The 15,943-nt window shown below is 68.6% G+C and carries 14 protein-coding genes; 5 read left to right on the top strand and 9 right to left on the bottom strand.

The genetic code is table 11. From position 1 onward, the window contains the following. Positions 1-99: 99 nt before the first annotated feature. The 7 genes from VHR41_00130 to VHR41_00100 all read right to left on the bottom strand — a co-directional run bounded on the left by VHR41_00130 (position 100) and on the right by VHR41_00100 (position 7,261). Positions 100-1,365 (bottom strand): LysM domain-containing protein, encoded by a 1,266-nt coding sequence (locus tag VHR41_00130; protein HEX3232570.1) that lies wholly within the window; start codon positions 1,363-1,365, stop codon positions 100-102. 282 nt (positions 1,366-1,647) lie between these two features. Continuing rightward, entirely contained in the window at positions 1,648-2,127 is a 480-nt protein-coding gene (locus tag VHR41_00125) for a single-stranded DNA-binding protein (protein ID HEX3232569.1), read from the bottom strand. A gap of 104 nt (positions 2,128-2,231) precedes the next feature. Beyond that, on the bottom strand, positions 2,232-2,690 hold the full coding sequence (gene rimI, locus VHR41_00120) for a ribosomal protein S18-alanine N-acetyltransferase (protein ID HEX3232568.1): 459 nt from the start codon (positions 2,688-2,690) through the stop codon (positions 2,232-2,234). After that, positions 2,650-3,366 (bottom strand): tRNA (adenosine(37)-N6)-threonylcarbamoyltransferase complex dimerization subunit type 1 TsaB, encoded by a 717-nt coding sequence (gene tsaB / locus VHR41_00115; protein ID HEX3232567.1) that lies wholly within the window; start codon positions 3,364-3,366, stop codon positions 2,650-2,652. Before tsaB ends, rimI begins: the two co-directional genes overlap by 41 nt. Next, entirely contained in the window at positions 3,366-3,776 is a 411-nt protein-coding gene (gene tsaE / locus VHR41_00110; protein HEX3232566.1) for a tRNA (adenosine(37)-N6)-threonylcarbamoyltransferase complex ATPase subunit type 1 TsaE, read from the bottom strand. The genes tsaB and tsaE overlap by 1 nt, the downstream gene beginning before the upstream one ends. After that, positions 3,773-5,818 carry an excinuclease ABC subunit UvrB gene (gene uvrB, locus VHR41_00105; protein HEX3232565.1) on the bottom strand — a complete coding sequence of 682 codons (2,046 nt, stop codon included), beginning with the start codon at positions 5,816-5,818 and terminating at the stop codon, positions 3,773-3,775. Before uvrB ends, tsaE begins: the two co-directional genes overlap by 4 nt. A gap of 54 nt (positions 5,819-5,872) precedes the next feature. Next, positions 5,873-7,261 carry an aspartate aminotransferase family protein gene (locus VHR41_00100; GenBank protein HEX3232564.1) on the bottom strand — a complete coding sequence of 463 codons (1,389 nt, stop codon included), beginning with the start codon at positions 7,259-7,261 and terminating at the stop codon, positions 5,873-5,875. A gap of 112 nt (positions 7,262-7,373) precedes the next feature. Between VHR41_00100 and VHR41_00095 the strand changes: the two genes are divergently transcribed. From VHR41_00095 to VHR41_00075, 5 genes are read left to right on the top strand one after another with little or no spacing between them, the layout of a single operon-like run. After that, positions 7,374-8,612, top strand: a complete 1,239-nt coding sequence (locus VHR41_00095) for an ABC transporter ATP-binding protein (GenBank protein HEX3232563.1) — start codon at positions 7,374-7,376, stop codon at positions 8,610-8,612. A gap of 10 nt (positions 8,613-8,622) precedes the next feature. Then, positions 8,623-9,825, top strand: a complete 1,203-nt coding sequence (locus VHR41_00090; protein HEX3232562.1) for a spermidine/putrescine ABC transporter substrate-binding protein — start codon at positions 8,623-8,625, stop codon at positions 9,823-9,825. Between the two features lie 6 nt (positions 9,826-9,831). Then, positions 9,832-10,677, top strand: coding sequence for an ABC transporter permease (locus VHR41_00085; protein HEX3232561.1), 846 nt, complete (start codon positions 9,832-9,834; stop codon positions 10,675-10,677). After that, the gene (locus VHR41_00080) at positions 10,674-11,486 is read left to right on the top strand and encodes an ABC transporter permease (GenBank protein ID HEX3232560.1); all 813 of its coding nucleotides are present in this window, start codon (positions 10,674-10,676) and stop codon (positions 11,484-11,486) included. Before VHR41_00085 ends, VHR41_00080 begins: the two co-directional genes overlap by 4 nt. Before the next feature lie 16 nt (positions 11,487-11,502). Then, a complete protein-coding gene (locus tag VHR41_00075; GenBank protein ID HEX3232559.1) occupies positions 11,503-12,879 on the top strand; it encodes an FAD-dependent oxidoreductase in 1,377 nt (458 codons plus the stop codon). A 6-nt stretch (positions 12,880-12,885) separates the two neighbouring features. On the opposite strand, the gene VHR41_00070 is transcribed toward VHR41_00075, so the two are convergent. After that, positions 12,886-14,247: an aspartate aminotransferase family protein gene (locus VHR41_00070; GenBank protein ID HEX3232558.1), complete on the bottom strand. Its 1,362-nt coding sequence runs from the start codon at positions 14,245-14,247 to the stop codon at positions 12,886-12,888. 88 nt (positions 14,248-14,335) lie between these two features. Then, positions 14,336-15,844: a CoA-acylating methylmalonate-semialdehyde dehydrogenase gene (locus VHR41_00065; protein ID HEX3232557.1), complete on the bottom strand. Its 1,509-nt coding sequence runs from the start codon at positions 15,842-15,844 to the stop codon at positions 14,336-14,338. Positions 15,845-15,943 lie beyond the last annotated feature (99 nt).

Raw genomic sequence — 15,943 nt, 5'->3', positions numbered from 1 at the left:
CCCGCAATATAGATACGTGAAGCGAGGAAGGAACCGGGAAAAACGATGCGGCGCCGGGGCATGCCCCGGCGCCGCATCGATCCTATCGGGTGGAGAAGCTCAGCTCGGCAGCTTGGCGACCTGCACGGCGTCCGTGCCGGGCGGGATGTCGGGCGACACCACATTCATGATCCGCGCGGTAGCGGTATGCTCTCGTACGTGCACGATCTGGAGCGTGGCCATCAGCTCGTTGATCCGCTGGCTGCCGTCGCTCAACCGCTCCGCCCGGCGCCGGACCTCGAACAGATCGCCGGCCGCGACGCCATCCGCCCGGCCCTTGTCGAGGAAGAGCACCATCTGGGGCGCTTTCATTTCCTGCCGGCCAGGGCCGCCCAGCAGCCGGGCGCGGACCCCATTGCTCACCCGCACCGCGTGCTCGGTGCCCGACGGAGTGAACTTCTCAGCCGGAAGGACCCGCTGGCCGCTCCGGATAGGGCCGTAGGTGGCATCGACGCTCGCGATGTAGCGCCCGGACACGGTGTCGACCACGCGAGCGAGGCCGGTGGGCATCACCACTTCATCGTGGGACCGCAACTCGGCGCCGAGCTGGGCCACCAGGAGACTGTCGCCGATCTGGTAGGTGGCGCCCCGCGGTGCCTCGACCGCGATGAGCGAATAGGGCAGCGCGCTGGCGTTGCCGCCCTCCGAGCGGATCTGCTGCGGCGTCACCGGTCCCACCACCTTGCCGAACGGCAGGTTCTCACCCTCGGTGAGAAATCCGGAGGAGTAGAACTCGCTGCGTCGGAGCGGTCGATACGGCTGCTCCACGTACCCCCGGATGGTCTCCTGCAGCATCTGGGATCGGCGCGAGGCAAACAGCGGCGCGGGTCCCTCATCGGTGGCGGACGCCGACGTGAGCTGCGCCAGGGTGAGCTGGTGACTGACCTCGCTGTCAGTGACCGGCGCCTGCGCGGTGACTGCAGCGGGCTCCCCGGCCTGCACCGTATCCGCGGCGGCGACTGACGAATCCGTGGCGGCGGCTGACGAATCCGCGGCGTTGGCGACTGCCGGCACGGTGTCGGCCGCCTCGGCGACCGGCGGGATGGGTGTGTCGGTGGCAGGCACCGACGGGACGGTATCGGCGCCGGCCAGACGGAGCACTTCCCCTGGGTAGATCCAGTGCGGGTCGGCCACTGTGGCCGTATTCATCCGGTAGATGTCGGGCCAGAGGAACGGGTCGCCACGATACTGCTTGGCGAGGTCCCAGAGCGTGTCTCCCTGCCGGACGGTGTGGGACTGGGGCGTGGCTTCCTGGGCGAGCACCAGGGTCGGGCTTACGGCCAGGGCGAGCATGCCCAGCCACTTCCGGTGGAACGTGCGCGGCATCGGGATCTCCCAGCGACGTCGTTGTCGGGTATGGAGATGGGTCGTGAACGTGGAACGCGGTTCAGGGGCAGACGAGGCAAGTTCAACGCCACCGGGGGAAGGGTGCGCCGAGAACCCCTAAGCGCCAGCGCGGGAAGTGGTTGGGCGTTGAAGCGGCCGGGGGCAGGGTGGGGCAAGGTGAGGCAGAGTGGGGCAAGGTGGGGCAAGGTGGAAGAACCGATCCAATGGCTCACGACCCCTGCCCCACCTTGCCCCACCCTGCATCACCCTGCCCCACCTCCCCTAGAACGGCAGATCGTCGTCCTCGGCGTCGAGCGCTTCGGGGAAATCCTCGAACGACTGGTCCTTGCCCTTGGGCGCCCCGGCGGCGGCCGCGGCGACCTTGCTCGGGGCCGCGAACTCGGAGCCGCCGTCGCTCCGGCCCGACAGCAGGATGAGCTCTCGTGCGGTGATCTCGGTGGTGTAGCGGGTCTGGCCCTCCCGGTCCTGCCAGGAGCGGTACTCGATGCTGCCTTCGACGTACACCTTATCGCCCTTCTTGCAATACTTCTCGGCGATGTCCGCGAGCGTGGAGCCCTTGTTGTTCCAGAGCACCACCCGGTGCCACTCGGTCTTCTCCTGCTTCTCGCCGGACTGGTTCTTCCACTGCCGGCTGGTGGCCACCGAGAGCGTTGCCACCCGGGACCCGTTCGAGGTGCTGCGGACCTCCGGGTCCGCCCCCAGGTTCCCGATGAGAATGACTTTGTTCAGACTTCGGCTCACATGCACCTCCAGGGTTCCGGGGTAGGCCCGCTCGTACGGACCCCGATAAAATGTAGACCGCGCGACGCGGCGCGGCAATCAAAGGTCCGCGCGGCCACCCGGTTTCACGCAGGCTGCTCCAGCTCCAGCCGGAGGACCAGCGCGTCCTCCCGCGGGTTCCGGTAGTACGCCGCCCGCTGTCCGACCGGCCGGAACCCATGACTCAGATACAGCGCCTGAGCGGAACGATTGGACTCGCGCACCTCGAGGAAGACCTCGTCCACCCTTCGGCGCCGGAGCGCGACGATCCCGGCGCGGAGCAGCGCGCTGCCGATGCCTCGCCGGCGGAACTCGGGGGCCACCGCCAGGTTGAGGACCTCGCCCGAGCCGGCCACATCGCGTCCGATCAGGTAGCCGGCTACCCCACGCGCCGTCTCCGCCACCAGCCCGAAAGTCCAGGAAGAGGTAAGCGCCTCCCGAAAGCTGGTCTCGCTCCAGGGATCGCTGAACGCGCGGCGCTCGATGCCGACGAGCGCCGGCGCGTCAGCCGGCGCTGCCGAGCGGATCCGGCATGGGGCGTCCATGCGCCGCCTCCCAGCGTGCCTGTGCCTCGGCGGGCCGGCCGTACTCCGGCGCCCACCGCTCTACGGCTGTGATCCGGACTGCGCCGCCACGGCGCCCCACCAGCTCGATGAGCTGGCTGGCGTGAGGAGCACCCTCGGGTGGCCCCACCAGCCGGGAGCCCGACCAGCGCTCCAGCAGCTCCACGGCGCTGGGCGATGCTTCGCCCACCAGGGTGGACGGACGCGGCGCCGCGTCGACCAGCACCTGCGGGCGATACACCGACGGAGCCAGCAGGGTGACGACCTCCCCTGGCTCGAAGCGATAGGCGGCCGCATACACCTCACCCCGGAGCGCGTCGGCCACCGCGAGCACCGTGTGACCCTCGCGGGCGACCCCGCTGGCCCGCACCATGAGCGACGGCGCGGTCCAGAGCGGCAGCCCGCGCGCCTGTACCAGCGCCTTGGCCACCGCGGCGCCGACCCGAAGGCCGGTGAAGCTGCCGGGTCCATCGCTGAGCGCAAGACCGGTGAGGTCATCGAGCGTCGCCCCGGTCCGGTCCAGCAGAGCGGCGATCATGGGAAGCAGACCGGCCGCGTGACGCCGTGCACCCGCGAGGCTCTCCGCTACCGCGTCGCCGGCGGAGCGGCCCACCGCGATGGAGGCCCGCTGGGTGGCGGTCTCGATGGCGAGCCACATCAGACCATCTCCAGGCCGCGCCGGGCCGGGTCGGGCAGATGATGCAGCCGGAACCACCGGTCGGTGGGCGGCAACCACTCGCCCGCCTGGCGGGGCCACTCCACCAGGATGGCATCGCCTTCGGCCGCGAGCCCCTCCCAGTCGAGGTCGGCGGCTTCCTCGGGTGAGCGCAGACGATAGCAATCGAGGTGGAAGACCGGACCGCGACGCCCCTGGTAGCGGTGCACCAGCGCGTAGGTCGGGCTGGTGGCCGGCGCGGCGACGCCGAGCCCGCGCGCGATGGCCTGGATGAAGGTGGTCTTGCCCGCTCCCAGCTCGCCTTCGAAGGCGAGCACCGCTCCGGGGGGCAGCGAGCGGCCCAGCGCGACGCCCTCCGACTCGAGCTCGGCGCGGGTCAACTCGCGGATCACGCCTGCCGGCGGAGCCGGGGGACTCCGCCCCGGCGCACGTCGGGCGCGCCGAGCGCCTTGAGGTCGTTCACCTGATCGCGCAGCATGGCGGCGAGCTCGAACTCCAGGTTGGCGGCCGCCTGGCGCATCTGCCGCTCCAGCGACTGGATCATGGCCGCCCGCTTGGCCGGATCGTGCAGGTCGACCCGCTCCTGAATCGCCAGCTTGGGCTCCGGCCGCTCGGTCCGCGCGTCGGCCACGTGGGTGGAGAGCCGGACCTCGTCCATCGACTTGATGATGGAGCGCGGGGTGATGCCGTGCTGCTCGTTGTATTGCCGCTGGATGGTGCGCCGGCGGTCCATCTCCTCCAACGCGCGTTGCATCGAGCCGGTCAGCCGGTCGGCGTAGAGAATGGCCCGGCCGTTCAGGTTGCGGGCCGCCCGTCCGATGGTCTGCACCAGCGAGCGATCCGACCGGAGGAAGCCTTCCTGGTCGGCGTCGAGGATGGCCACCAGCGACACCTCGGGCAGGTCGAGCCCCTCGCGCAGCAGGTTGATCCCCACCAGCACGTCGAAGTCGCCCAGCCGCAAGCCGCGGAGGATTTCCATCCGCTCGATCGCGTCGATGTCGGAGTGGAGATACCGCACCCGGACCCCGGCCTGCTGCAGGTAGTCGGTGAGATCCTCCGACATCCGTTTGGTCAGCGTGGTGACCAGCACCCGCTCGTGGCGGGCTTCGCGGATCCGGATCTCGTTCAGCAGATCGTCGACCTGGCCCCGGACCGGCCGCACGTCCACCTCGGGGTCGACCAGGTGGGTGGGCCGGATGATCTGCTCCACCACGACCCCCTGGGAGAGCCCGAGCTCGAAATCGCCCGGCGTGGCCGAGAGGCTGAGCATCTGCGGCACCAGCGCCATGAACTCGTCGAACTGGAGGGGACGGTTGTCCAGCGCGGACGGCAGGCGGAAGCCATACTCGACCAGCGTGAGCTTCCGCGCCCGGTCGCCGTTGTACATGCCGCCGATCTGGGGGAAGCTGACGTGCGACTCGTCGACCACCACCAGGAAATCGGGCGGGAAGTAGTCGAACAGGCAGGCGGGCCGCTCCCCCTGGCGGCGACCGCTCAGGTGGCGGGAGTAGTTCTCGATCCCGGCGCAGGTGCCGACCTCGAGCAGCATCTCGACGTCGAAGTTGGTGCGGGACTCCAGCCGCTGGGCCTCCAGCAGCTTGCCCGCCGCCTTGAGCTCGGTCAACCGCTCCGCCAGCTCGGCCCGGATGAGGGTGACCGCGCGTTCGATCTTGGAGCGCTCGGTCACGAAGTGCTTGGCGGGATAGATGGCGCACTGGTCGAGCTGGGCGATGGTGTCGCCGGTCAGCGGATTGATCTTGCTGATCCGCTCCACTTCGTCGCCCCAGAGCTCGATCCGGATGGCCTGCTCGGCGTACGCGGGGAAGATCTCGATCGAGTCGCCCCGGACCCGGAAGGTGCCCTGCTCGAAGCTGACGTCATTGCGGCTGTACTGGATCCGCACCAGCTCGCTCAGGATGTCGTCCCGGCCCCGCTGCTCGCCGCGGCTGACGGTCACCATCAGCTTGCGATACTCCACCGGATCGCCCAGACCGTAGATGGCGCTCACCGTGGCGACGATGACCACGTCGTCGCGCTCCATCAGGCTCGAGGTGGCGCGGAGCCGGAGGCTCTCGATATCCTGGTTGATCGACGCGTCCTTCTCGATGTACACGTCGGTGGAGGGGACGTACGCTTCGGGCTGGTAGTAGTCGTAATAGGAGACGAAGTACTCGACGGCGTTCTTGGGCAGGAACTGGCGCAGCTCGCCGTAGAGCTGGGCGGCGAGGGTCTTGTTGTGCGACAGCACCAGCGTGGGCTTCCCGTGGCTGGCGATGGTGTGCGCCAGGGTCATGGTCTTGCCCGACCCGGTGACGCCGAGCAGGGTCTGGTACTTGTCGCCCCGACGGAGGCCTTCGGAGAGCTCGCAGATGGCCTTGGGCTGATCACCGGCCGGCGCGAAGGGAGCGACGACCTCGAAACGTGGGTTGCTCATCGGAGAAATATATACTGCCGGTCTTTGTTCGGCGGGGGGTGCCGGGGGGAGCGCCTACCCTGTCAGCGCCGCGCAGAATTCGGTGAACACCCCGACGTAGCGGTCGACGTCCGCGTCGGTGTGCTGGACCGAGAGGGTCCACTGCTCCTCATCGCCCGGGGTCATGAAGATCCCGCGGTTCAGCAGCCAGGGGTACGACGCGGCGAAGAGCTCCGGCGTGGTCTCCAGGAAGTCCCGGTAGTTGGTCATCGGCGTCGGGCGGTAGGAGACGCAGCCCTTGGCGCCCAGATCGATGGTGTGTGCCGGGATGTGATAGCGCTCGATGGCCGCCTGACATCCCTGCGCCAGCCGGGTGCCGAGCCGGGCGAAGTGGCGGTAGGCATCGGCGGTGAGCAGCTCGGTGAGGACGACCAGGCCCACCTGCGCCACGAGCGGGTTGCCGTTGTAGGTGCCCTGCTGGGAGACGCCCTGCTCGATCAGGCGCATCAGATCCTCCCGGCCGCCGAACGCCGCTGCCGGCAGCCCGCCGGCGATGGCCTTGGCCAGGCAGACGAGGTCGGGCTGCACCCCGAAGCGCTCCGAGGCGCCGCCCGGGGCGATGGTGAATCCGGTCTTGATCTCATCGAAGATGAAGACCACGCCGTGCCGGGTGCAGAGCTCCCGCACCCGCTCCAGGTACCCCGGCTGGGGCAGCACGATGCCCAGGTTCATCATCGCCGGCTCCATGATGAGGCAGGCGATCTCGCTACCCCGCTCGGCGAAGACCCGCTCCAGATGCCCGGCATCATTGAAGGGCACCACCTCGATGTACTTCGAGGCGTCCTTGACCATCCCCTTGGAGACCGGCGCGCTCGCCGGCCGCTCGCGACCTCCCATGGTGTCGGCGTTGGGAATGACCGAGAACATCACGCTGTCGTGGTGCCCGTGGTAGGAGCCTTCGATCTTGCAGACCACGTCCCGCCCGGTGGCGGCCCGGGCCACCCGGATCGCGTCCATGGTGGCTTCGGTTCCGGAGTTGGCGAACCGCAGCATCTCCAGCTTGAAGCGGCGGCAGATCTCCTCGCCGAATGCCACCGCGGCCTCCGTAGTCACCGCGAAGTGGGTGCCCTGGCTAGCGGCTTGCTGAATGGCCTCGACCACCCGCGGATGGGCGTGGCCCAGCACCATCGCCCCGAACCCCCCGTGGAAGTCGAGATACTCCGCCCCGTCCTGGTCCCAGATCCGGCTGCCCTTGCCCCGGCGGACGTAGATCGGATACGGCTGCATCTTCTGAAACGAGGAGACCACACCATAGGGAAGGATTCGGCGCGCCCGCTGGAACAGCTCAGCGGACCCGCTGGTGCGGGCGAGCAGCCGGGCCATTTCCGCCTGGCCGATCTCCTGGGCGCGGGCGAGGAGACGATTGCGTGCGGCGCGCTCGTCGGAGACGAGGGTGGTGCTCATGGGTCACGTCCTGTGTGCCGGTGAAGGTTGAGCCAACCATGAGCCTGCCTATGGCAGTTGTCAACTCCCCGGGCTCGGTGCAGATTGAGCTTCCATCCGCCAAGATCAGGGCATGACCATACCGCAGAGACTCGATGACGCCAGCCTCCGACCGTCGCGGAGCGGTTCCGGCGCGGCCACTCCAGATCCGGTCATCACGCTGGAGCACGTGGTCAAGCGCTTCGGAAGCTACGTCGCCGTAGAGGAGGCCCATTTCGCCATCGGCCGGGGAGAGTTCTTCTCGCTGCTGGGCCCGTCCGGCTGCGGCAAGACGACGACGCTCCGGATGATTGCCGGATTCGAGCAGCCCTCCGCCGGACGGATCCTGTTGGAGGGGAAGGATGTCTCCCGGGTGCCCCCGTACCGGCGGAACGTCAACACCGTCTTCCAGCACTACGCGCTGTTTCCCCACATGAGCGTCGCGGACAATGTCGCGTTCGGACCCCGCAGTCTGAAGCTGACCGACGAGGAGACCCGCCGGCGGGTCGGGGAGCTGCTCGAGGTAGTACGGCTGACCCAATTCTCGTCCCGGAAGCCGGCCCAGCTCTCCGGCGGCCAGCAACAGCGGGTGGCGCTGGCACGGGCGCTGGCGAACTATCCCAGCGCGCTCCTGCTGGACGAGCCGCTTGGCGCACTCGACCTCAAGCTGCGCCAGGCGATGCAGATCGAGCTCAAGCGGATCCAGCGCGAGGTGGGGATCACGTTCATCTACGTGACCCACGACCAGGAGGAGGCGCTGACGATGTCCGACCGGATCGCCGTCATGAACGAGGGCCGGGTCGAGCAGATCGGCACGCCGGAGGCCATCTACCACTCGCCCACCTCGGTGTTCGTGGCCAACTTCATCGGGGTCGCCAATCTGCTCCCGGCCACGGTGCTGCAGACGAACGGCCGCCAGGCCGTGGTGAGCGTGGCCGGCGATCGCGCCGTGCCGGTGGCGACCGGAGAGTGGGCCCTGCCGGCCGGCTCATCCGCCACGGTCATGGTCCGGCCGGAGCGGCTCCGCCTCTCAGAGGCGGCGCCCGCCGCCGGCGCCGCCGTCCCACTCACCCTGCAGCACGCCATCTTCCAGGGTCCGGTGGTCCGCTGTACCCTGCGCACCGCCGACGGGACTGACGTAGTGGCACACATCGGTCCCGAGCAGTCGCTCCCCACTCTCCACCCTGGCCTGACTCTGTGGGCCAGTTGGGACCTGGACGCCGCCCGGGTGCTGCCGCCGGCCGGTTACCAGGTGCCGGTCGAGTCCGATCTGCGAACCACCGTCGAACGGGCCGTTATGCCGATGCCCCACCTCGGTCCCCCCCACGCTTAGGAGCGCAGCCATGAGCCGTCGAGATTCGGATCCGCGTGATGACCAGCTCCACGAGTTTCTCCGCCAGGCAGTCACCCGCCGAGGCTTCCTGGCACGGACAGCGCTTGGCGCCGGCGGGCTGGCGCTGGGCAGCAGCTTCCTCGCGGCTTGCGGCGGCGGCAAGGAAGGCGCCCCAGCTGCCGGGGCTCCCGCCGCCGCTGGAGGAACCGGCGGCGGCAAGACGCTCCGGATCTCGAACTGGCCGCTGTACATCGACAAGCAGACCGTGCCGGAATTCGAGAAGGCCACCGGCAGCAAGGTGGAGTACACCGAGGACATCAACGACAACGACGAGTTCTTCGCCAAGATCGACGAGCCGCTCAAGCGGAACCAGAGCGTCGACCGCGACATCATCGTCCTGACCGACTGGATGGCCGGCCGATTGATCCGGCTGGGCTATGTCGCGCCGCTGGACGACAGCAAGTTCCCCAACAAGGCCAACGTGGTCGACAACGTGAAGGACGTCAGCTTCGACCCGGGCCGGAAGTACAGCGTGCCGTGGCTTTCGGGGATGACCGGCGTGGGCTACAACCCCAAGAAGACCGGCCGGGAGCTCACCAGCATCAACGACATTTTCGATCCCAAGTTCAAGGGGCAGGTCACCATGCTGACCGAGATGCGGGACACGATCGGTCTGGTGATGCTGGGAATGGGGAAGGACCCGACCAAGGCCACGGTCGCCGATGCGCGGGCCGCCGCCGCCAAGATCAAGAAGGCACGACTGGGTGGTCAGATTCGCAAGTTCACCGGCAACGACTACGCCGAGGACCTGGCGGCGGGGAACATCGCGGTGGCGATCGCCTGGTCGGGAGACATTCAGGGACTGCACGCCGACAACCCGGATCTAGTGTGGCTCGCGCCGAAGGAAGGGGCCATGCTCTATTCGGACAACATGATGATTCCCAAGACGTCGGACCGGCAGGACCTGGCGATGGCCTGGATCAACTACGTGTACGATCCGGTCCACTCGGCCCAGATCGTCGCCGCGGCGCCGTACCTTTCCGACGTGAAGGGCACCGGCGAGGCGCTGGCCAAGGTCGCGCCCGACCTGGCCAAGAGCCCGCTGGTGAATCCGCCCGATGATCTCCGCGCCCGGCTCCACGTCTTCAAGGCGCTGGACGAGAAGGAAGAGACCGAGTTCAACCGTATCTTCCAGGACGCCATCGGAGCCTGACGACACATGGCGGGCACCGCGGCAGGGGGGTCGAGGCGGAGTCGCCTGGCCCCCTACCTGCTCATCGCGCCGGGCATCCTGTGGCTGCTCGTCTTCTTCGTGGTGCCGATCGTCACCCTGGCGCAGACCTCAGTGCACGTCGTCGACGCACCCTGGTGGGACGGCTACTACCGGGCGCTCAACAACTATGGGGTGCACTTCTTCCGTTCCTTTCGCTACGCCCTGATCGCCACGCTCCTGGCGCTCGCGCTCGGCTATCCGCTGGCCTACGTGATCGCGTTCCGGGCGGGCCGCTTCAAGAACCTGCTGCTGGGTCTGGTGGTGCTGCCGTTCTTCACCACCTTTCTGGTCCGCACCTTCGCCTGGAAGACCATCCTGAACGACGAGGGACCGGCCGCCTGGCTGCTCCGCCGGATGCATCTGCTGGCGGAGGGCGGCCGGCTGCTGGACACAACGTTGGCGGTGGTCGGCGGACTCACGTACAACTTCCTCCCGTTCATGATCCTGCCGATCTACGTCAGCCTGGAGAAGATCGATCGGCGGCTGGTGGAGGCGGCCGAGGACCTGTACTCCACACCGATAGGGGCGTTCCGGAAGGTGGTGCTGCCGCTCTCGCTCCCCGGCGTCTTCGCGGGCAGCCTGCTCACCTTCATTCCGGCCGCGGGTGACTTCATCAACGCCCAACTGCTCGGCAGCCCCAACCAACAGATGATCGGCACCATCATCCAGAACCAGTTTCTGGCCGTCCGGGACTATCCGCTGGCCGCCGCGCTCTCGTTCGTGCTCATGCTGATCATCACCCTCGGCGTGTTGGCATACGCCCGGGTGCTCGGCACCGAGGAGCTGGCATGAGGCGGATGACCCGGTGGCTGCTCGATGGGTACGCCGCGCTGGTACTGCTCTATCTCTTCCTGCCGATCTTCGTGATCGTGCTCTACAGCTTCAACAAGCCGGCCGGCAAATTCAACTTCGTCTGGAAGTCGTTCTCGCTGGACGCCTGGCGGGACCCGTTCCAGTACCAGGCCCTGGTCGAGGCCTTGAAGCTGAGCCTCCGGGTGGCGGCGCTCTCGACAGCGGTGGCCACTCTGTTCGGCACCCTCATCGCGCTGGCCCTGGTGCGCTACAGGTTCCGCGGCAGCGGCGCCGTGGGCCTGCTGCTGGTGCTGCCGCTCACCACGCCCGAGGTAGTGCTCGGCTCGTCGCTGCTCACCCTGTTCCTCAACGTGAACGCCCCCACCGGGTTCACCACCATCGTGATCGCGCACATCATGTTCTCGGTGAGCTACGTGGCGCTCTGCGTGCGGGCCCGGATCCGGGGCTTCGACTGGACCCTGGAGGAGGCGGCGATGGACCTTGGCGCGCCCCCATTCCGGGTGTTCTGGAAGGTGACGCTGCCGATCATCGCTCCGGGCGTGGCGGCGGCCGCCATGCTCGCGTTCGCGCTCTCGCTGGACGACTTTATCATCACCCTGTTCAATGCCGGCAGCCGCGTCACCTACCCGTTGTACGTGTACGGCGCGCGCCGGGCCGCCTTTCCTCCCCAGATCAACGTGCTCGCCACCGCGATCCTCTTCGTGAGCCTGGTCGCGCTCGGGGCCACCGTGCTGTGGCAACATCGGACGGTGCGGGAGAGCACCAGCTCTCCGATCCCGCTCGCCTGAGCCGTTTCACCCAGCCGTGCCTCCCATCGAGCAGGCCTGTTACTGGCTGGCGCGCCGTGCACCCCGCGCTGCCCACCCGCTGGAAGGCCCCGCCCAGACCGAGATCGCCATCGTCGGGGCGGGGCTCACCGGGCTCTGGACCGCGCTCTTCCTCAAGGAGCTTGCACCCGCGCTGGACGTGACGGTGCTGGAGCAGGGACTGGCGGCGCACGGCGCGAGCGGGCGCAACGCGGGGATGCTGTCCGAGACGGTCGACCACAGTCACGGCCTCGCGATCACCCACTTCGGCCAGGCAGAGGCGCGTCGGCTCGCCCGCCTGGGCGAGAGCAACGTGGCGGAGCTGGTGGGGTTCCTGGAGGGGGAAGGGATCCGTTGCGACTACGAGCCCACCGGCCGTCTGCTGGTGGCGCTCACCGATGGTCAGCTGGAAGACGCGCGCCGAACAATCGAGATCGCCGCGAGCCTAGGGCTCGATTCGTTCCACTATCTCGATCGGCAGGCGGTGCGGGCCGAGCTGGATTCACCGCTCTATCTGGGTGGGGTCGGCGTGAGCGGCGGCGGCATCCTCGATCCAGTGAAGCTGGTGGATGGTCTCTGCGACGCGGCGGAGCGGCGGGGAGTGCGGATCCACGAGCAGAGCCGGGTGACCGGCCTGGAGCGGCGGGGTGCCGGAGTCAGGATTCAGGTCGAGCGCGGGAGCCTCGATGCGCGAAGGGTCATCCTCGCCACCAGCGCCTATACCCATCATCTCCTGCCAGAGGTCACGCGGCGATTCATTCCGCTCTACGATTACGTGCTGGTGAGCGAGCCGCTCTCCCCCACCCAGCGGGCGACGATCGGCTGGCGCCGGCGCCAAGGCGTCACCGACGGGCGGGCCTTCTTCAACTACTATCGGCTGACCGCGGACGACCGCATCCTGTGGGGCACCAGCGAGGCGGCGTACTACGGGGGGAACCGGGTGGATCCGTCCTGCGATCATTCCCCGGCACACTACGCGGCGTTGCGGCAGAGCTTCGCGCGGCACTTCCCCGCGCTCGAGCGGCTGGAGTTCCCCTACGCCTGGGGCGGCGCGATCTGCTCCACGACGCGGCTCACGCCCTTTTTCGGGCGGGCGCTCGAGGGACGGGTGCTCTATGGACTGGGCTACACCGGGCACGGCCTCGGCACTACCCGGCTGGCTGGGCGCATCCTCGCCCATCTGGCGCTCGACCGGCCGAGCGGGCTGCTCGATCTGGCGCTGGTTCGGCGGAAGCCGTTTCCTTATCCGCCCGAGCCGCTTCGCACCTGGTCGGTGGCCGGCGTGACACGGGCGCTCCGCCGGGTGGACCAGGGCGAGCGCCCGAGCCTGCTGCTGCTGCTGCTCGACCGGATGGGGCTGGGATTCTCCAGCTGAGCGCGGCTAGCGCTCCGCCCGGCCCAGCGCGGCGTCCAGCACCTCGAGGGTGAAATCCACATCGGCTGCCGTGACGCACATCGGCGGCTTGATGCGGAGGGTGTTCCCGAAGAGCCCGCCCTTCCCCATCAGTACGCCCATCTCCCGCAGCGCCTCCCAGACAGCGAGCGTCTCCTGGGTGGCCGGCTCCTTGGTCTCGCGATCCTTCACCAGCTCGACGCCCAGCATGAGCCCCATGCCGCGGACGTCTCCGATGAGGCGGTGGCGGGTCCGCAGCTCCTCGAGTCCGGCCTTGAGCCGGCCGCCCACGATGCGCGCGTTCTCCTGCAGGCCGTCTTCCTCGATGATGTCGAGCACGGCGAGTCCCGCGGCCATCGAGACCGGGTTCCCGCCGAAGGTGTTGAAATGGATCCGCTGGCTCAGTGCCTCGGCGATCTCCCGCCGGGTGGTCACGGCGGCGAGCGGCCAACCGTTACCAATCCCTTTGGCCATGGTGACGATGTCGGGCACCACGCCGGAGCGCTGGAAGCCCCAGTAGTGCTCGCCGGTGCGACCGAATCCGGTCTGCACTTCGTCGGCGATGCAGAGCCCACCGTGCTCCCGGGCGACGGCGTAGGCTTCTCGCAGATAGTTCGCCGCGCCGTACGTCACCCCTCCGACCCCCTGCATCGGCTCGGCGATGAAGGCGGCGATTTTGCCCGGGGTGGAGTAGCGGATCAACTCCCGGATGTCCTCGGCACTCTTCCGGGCGATCTCCTCCGGCGTCCCGCCGAAGGGGCTCCGGTACGGGTCAGGATTCACCGCGTGATGGATGCCGAGATTGAGCTGCTGGGGGAACTTCCAGGTGTGGTGCGAGGTGAGCGCCATGGTCGACGGCGAGCCGCCGTGGTACCCATTCCGCACGGCGACGACATCGGTGTGCCCGGTGAAGGCGCGTGCCATGAGCACGGCCAGGTCATTGGCCTCGCTCCCGCTGTTGACGAAGTAGGTGACGTCGAGCCCGGCCGGCATCTTCCCGGCGAGCCGCTTGGCCAGCAGGGGGAAGCCGGGGTGCAGGTAGATCGTGGTGGTGTGCTGGATGGCGTCGATCTGCGCCTTCACCCGCTCCACGAACCGGGGATGGGAGTGACCGCAGGAGACGGTGACGATGCCTGCGAACATGTCGAGGTACCGGCGGCCGGACTCGTCGTAGAGGTACTGCATGTACCCCTCGACCAGCATCAGCGGATCGCGGTAGTACAGGAACGTGCTGGGATGGCAGTACTGCCTGCGCATCGCCAGCACCTCCTGCTTGGAGGGGCCGGTGTAGGGACGGGGTCGATGGTCGCTCGGCGGCATGGTGGGCCGGGCAGGCGCGGTCGTCGTCACGGATCGCTCCTTCTTGAAGACGTCGATAGTCCTGCGGTCAGCGTGAAGCTCAGGCAGCTCCGAGCGGAGCCGTCGGCTCGAGCCACCTTCACTTCGACATCCAGCTCGTCCCCGCTTCCCGATTCCACTTGGTCGTGATCTTCTTCGCCTTGGTCCAGAACTCGATCGAGCCGCGCCCGGTAATGTCCCCCACCCCGAACTTCGAGTCGTTCCACCCCCCGAAGGGGAACGGCTCACGGGGCACCGGGACGCCGACGTTGATGCCGACCATGCCGGCGCTGGCCCGCTCCATGGTCTGCCGCGCCAGGCCACCGCTCTCGGTGAAGATCGAGGCGGCGTTGCCGTAGGGCGACGCGTTCTGCAGCGCGATCGCCTGGTCGAGATCCCGGGTCCGCACGATGGCCAGCACCGGCCCGAAGACCTCCTCCTGTGCGATCCGCATGTCGGGGCGAACCTGATCGATCACCGTCGGGCCGACGTAGAACCCCTGCTCCTTGCCGGGCACCACGGCGTTCCGGCCGTCGACCAGCACCCGGGCCCCGCCCCGCTCCGCCTCGGTGATGGCCGCCTCGATCCGTTCCTTCGCCTGCCGGGTGATCACCGGACCCACGTCCCGGCCAACCACCATGGCGCGGGCCTGCGCCGCCAGCCGCTCGACGACGTGATCGGTCTCCGAGACCGCGACCATCACCGACGCCGCCATGCAGCGCTGGCCGGTACAGCCGCTCATCGCGGCGAGCACGCCGCCGGCGGCCATTTCAGGGTCGGCGTCCGGCATGACGATCACGTGGTTCTTGGCCCCACCCAGCGCCAGCACCCGTTTGAGCGCCGCGGTCCCCCGCCGGTAGACCTCCTTGGCCACGGCGGTGGACCCCACAAAGGTGACCGCCTCGATGCCCGGGTGATCGCAGATGGCCTCGACCGCCTCCCGCGCGCCGTGGACCACGTTGAACACCCCGTCGGGCAGGCCGGCCTCACGCAGCAGCTCGGCGATCCGGCCAGCGCTCAGCGGGACCTGCTCGGAGGGCTTGAGAATGAAGACGTTGCCGAGCGCGATGGCGTTGGGAAAGGTCCAGTGCGGCACCATTGAGGGAAAATTGAACGGGTTGATGGCGGCCACGACGCCGAGCGGGTGCCGCTCCAGCCGGCACTCGACGCCTCGGCTCACCTCCATCACCTCTCCCAGCGGCATCTGCGGCAGCGCGCAGGCGAACTCGGTGAGCTCGATCGCCTTCAAGACTTCCGCCTCGGCCTCGACCTTGATCTTGCCGTGCTCCTCGCTGACCAGCGCGCCAAGCTCGGCGAGATGCCGCTCGAGCAAGGCCTTGTAGCGGTAGAACACCTGGACCCGTTCCTTGATCGGCGTCGCCGACCAGCCCGGAAACGCCTGCCGGGCTGCCGCCACGGCCAGGTCCACCTCGGGCGCACCGCCGAGCGGGACGCGGCTGATCACGGCACCGGTGGATGGATTCACCACATCCTGGAACCTCGGTCCACCCGCCAGCCGCTGGCCACCGATCCAATGGGCGGCGTCGGGGTGCGGCCGAGGGGATCCGCGATCCTGGGCAGGCGCGGCGAGCGTATCGATGGAGGTCACGGATTCACCCCGGGCGGAATGGGACGGAAACGACGGCTGCCGGAGGGAGTGTGCCCGGCGGGGAGCGGAATGTCAATCCGGGGAACCGCTCCCCGCCGG

Source organism: Gemmatimonadales bacterium (assembly GCA_036265815.1).
Classification (GTDB): Bacteria; Gemmatimonadota; Gemmatimonadetes; order Gemmatimonadales; family GWC2-71-9; genus CAVVWJ01.
The sequence above is the reverse complement of the archived record's forward strand: the minus strand, read 5'-3'. Positions and strand labels throughout refer to the sequence as shown.

What these genes read in the sequence shown, in the direction of transcription:
- VHR41_00090 (HEX3232562.1), top strand. Translation starts at nt 8,623, where the DNA reads ATGAGCCGTCGAGATTCGGATCCGCGTGATGACCAGCTCCACGAGTTT.
- VHR41_00130 (HEX3232570.1), bottom strand. Translation starts at nt 1,365, where the DNA reads ATGCCGCGCACGTTCCACCGGAAGTGGCTGGGCATGCTCGCCCTGGCC.
- uvrB (HEX3232565.1), bottom strand. Translation starts at nt 5,818, where the DNA reads ATGAGCAACCCACGTTTCGAGGTCGTCGCTCCCTTCGCGCCGGCCGGT.
- VHR41_00100 (HEX3232564.1), bottom strand. Translation starts at nt 7,261, where the DNA reads ATGAGCACCACCCTCGTCTCCGACGAGCGCGCCGCACGCAATCGTCTC.
- rimI (HEX3232568.1), bottom strand. Translation starts at nt 2,690, where the DNA reads ATGGACGCCCCATGCCGGATCCGCTCGGCAGCGCCGGCTGACGCGCCG.
- VHR41_00095 (HEX3232563.1), top strand. Translation starts at nt 7,374, where the DNA reads ATGACCATACCGCAGAGACTCGATGACGCCAGCCTCCGACCGTCGCGG.
- VHR41_00080 (HEX3232560.1), top strand. Translation starts at nt 10,674, where the DNA reads ATGAGGCGGATGACCCGGTGGCTGCTCGATGGGTACGCCGCGCTGGTA.
- VHR41_00085 (HEX3232561.1), top strand. Translation starts at nt 9,832, where the DNA reads ATGGCGGGCACCGCGGCAGGGGGGTCGAGGCGGAGTCGCCTGGCCCCC.
- tsaB (HEX3232567.1), bottom strand. Translation starts at nt 3,366, where the DNA reads ATGTGGCTCGCCATCGAGACCGCCACCCAGCGGGCCTCCATCGCGGTG.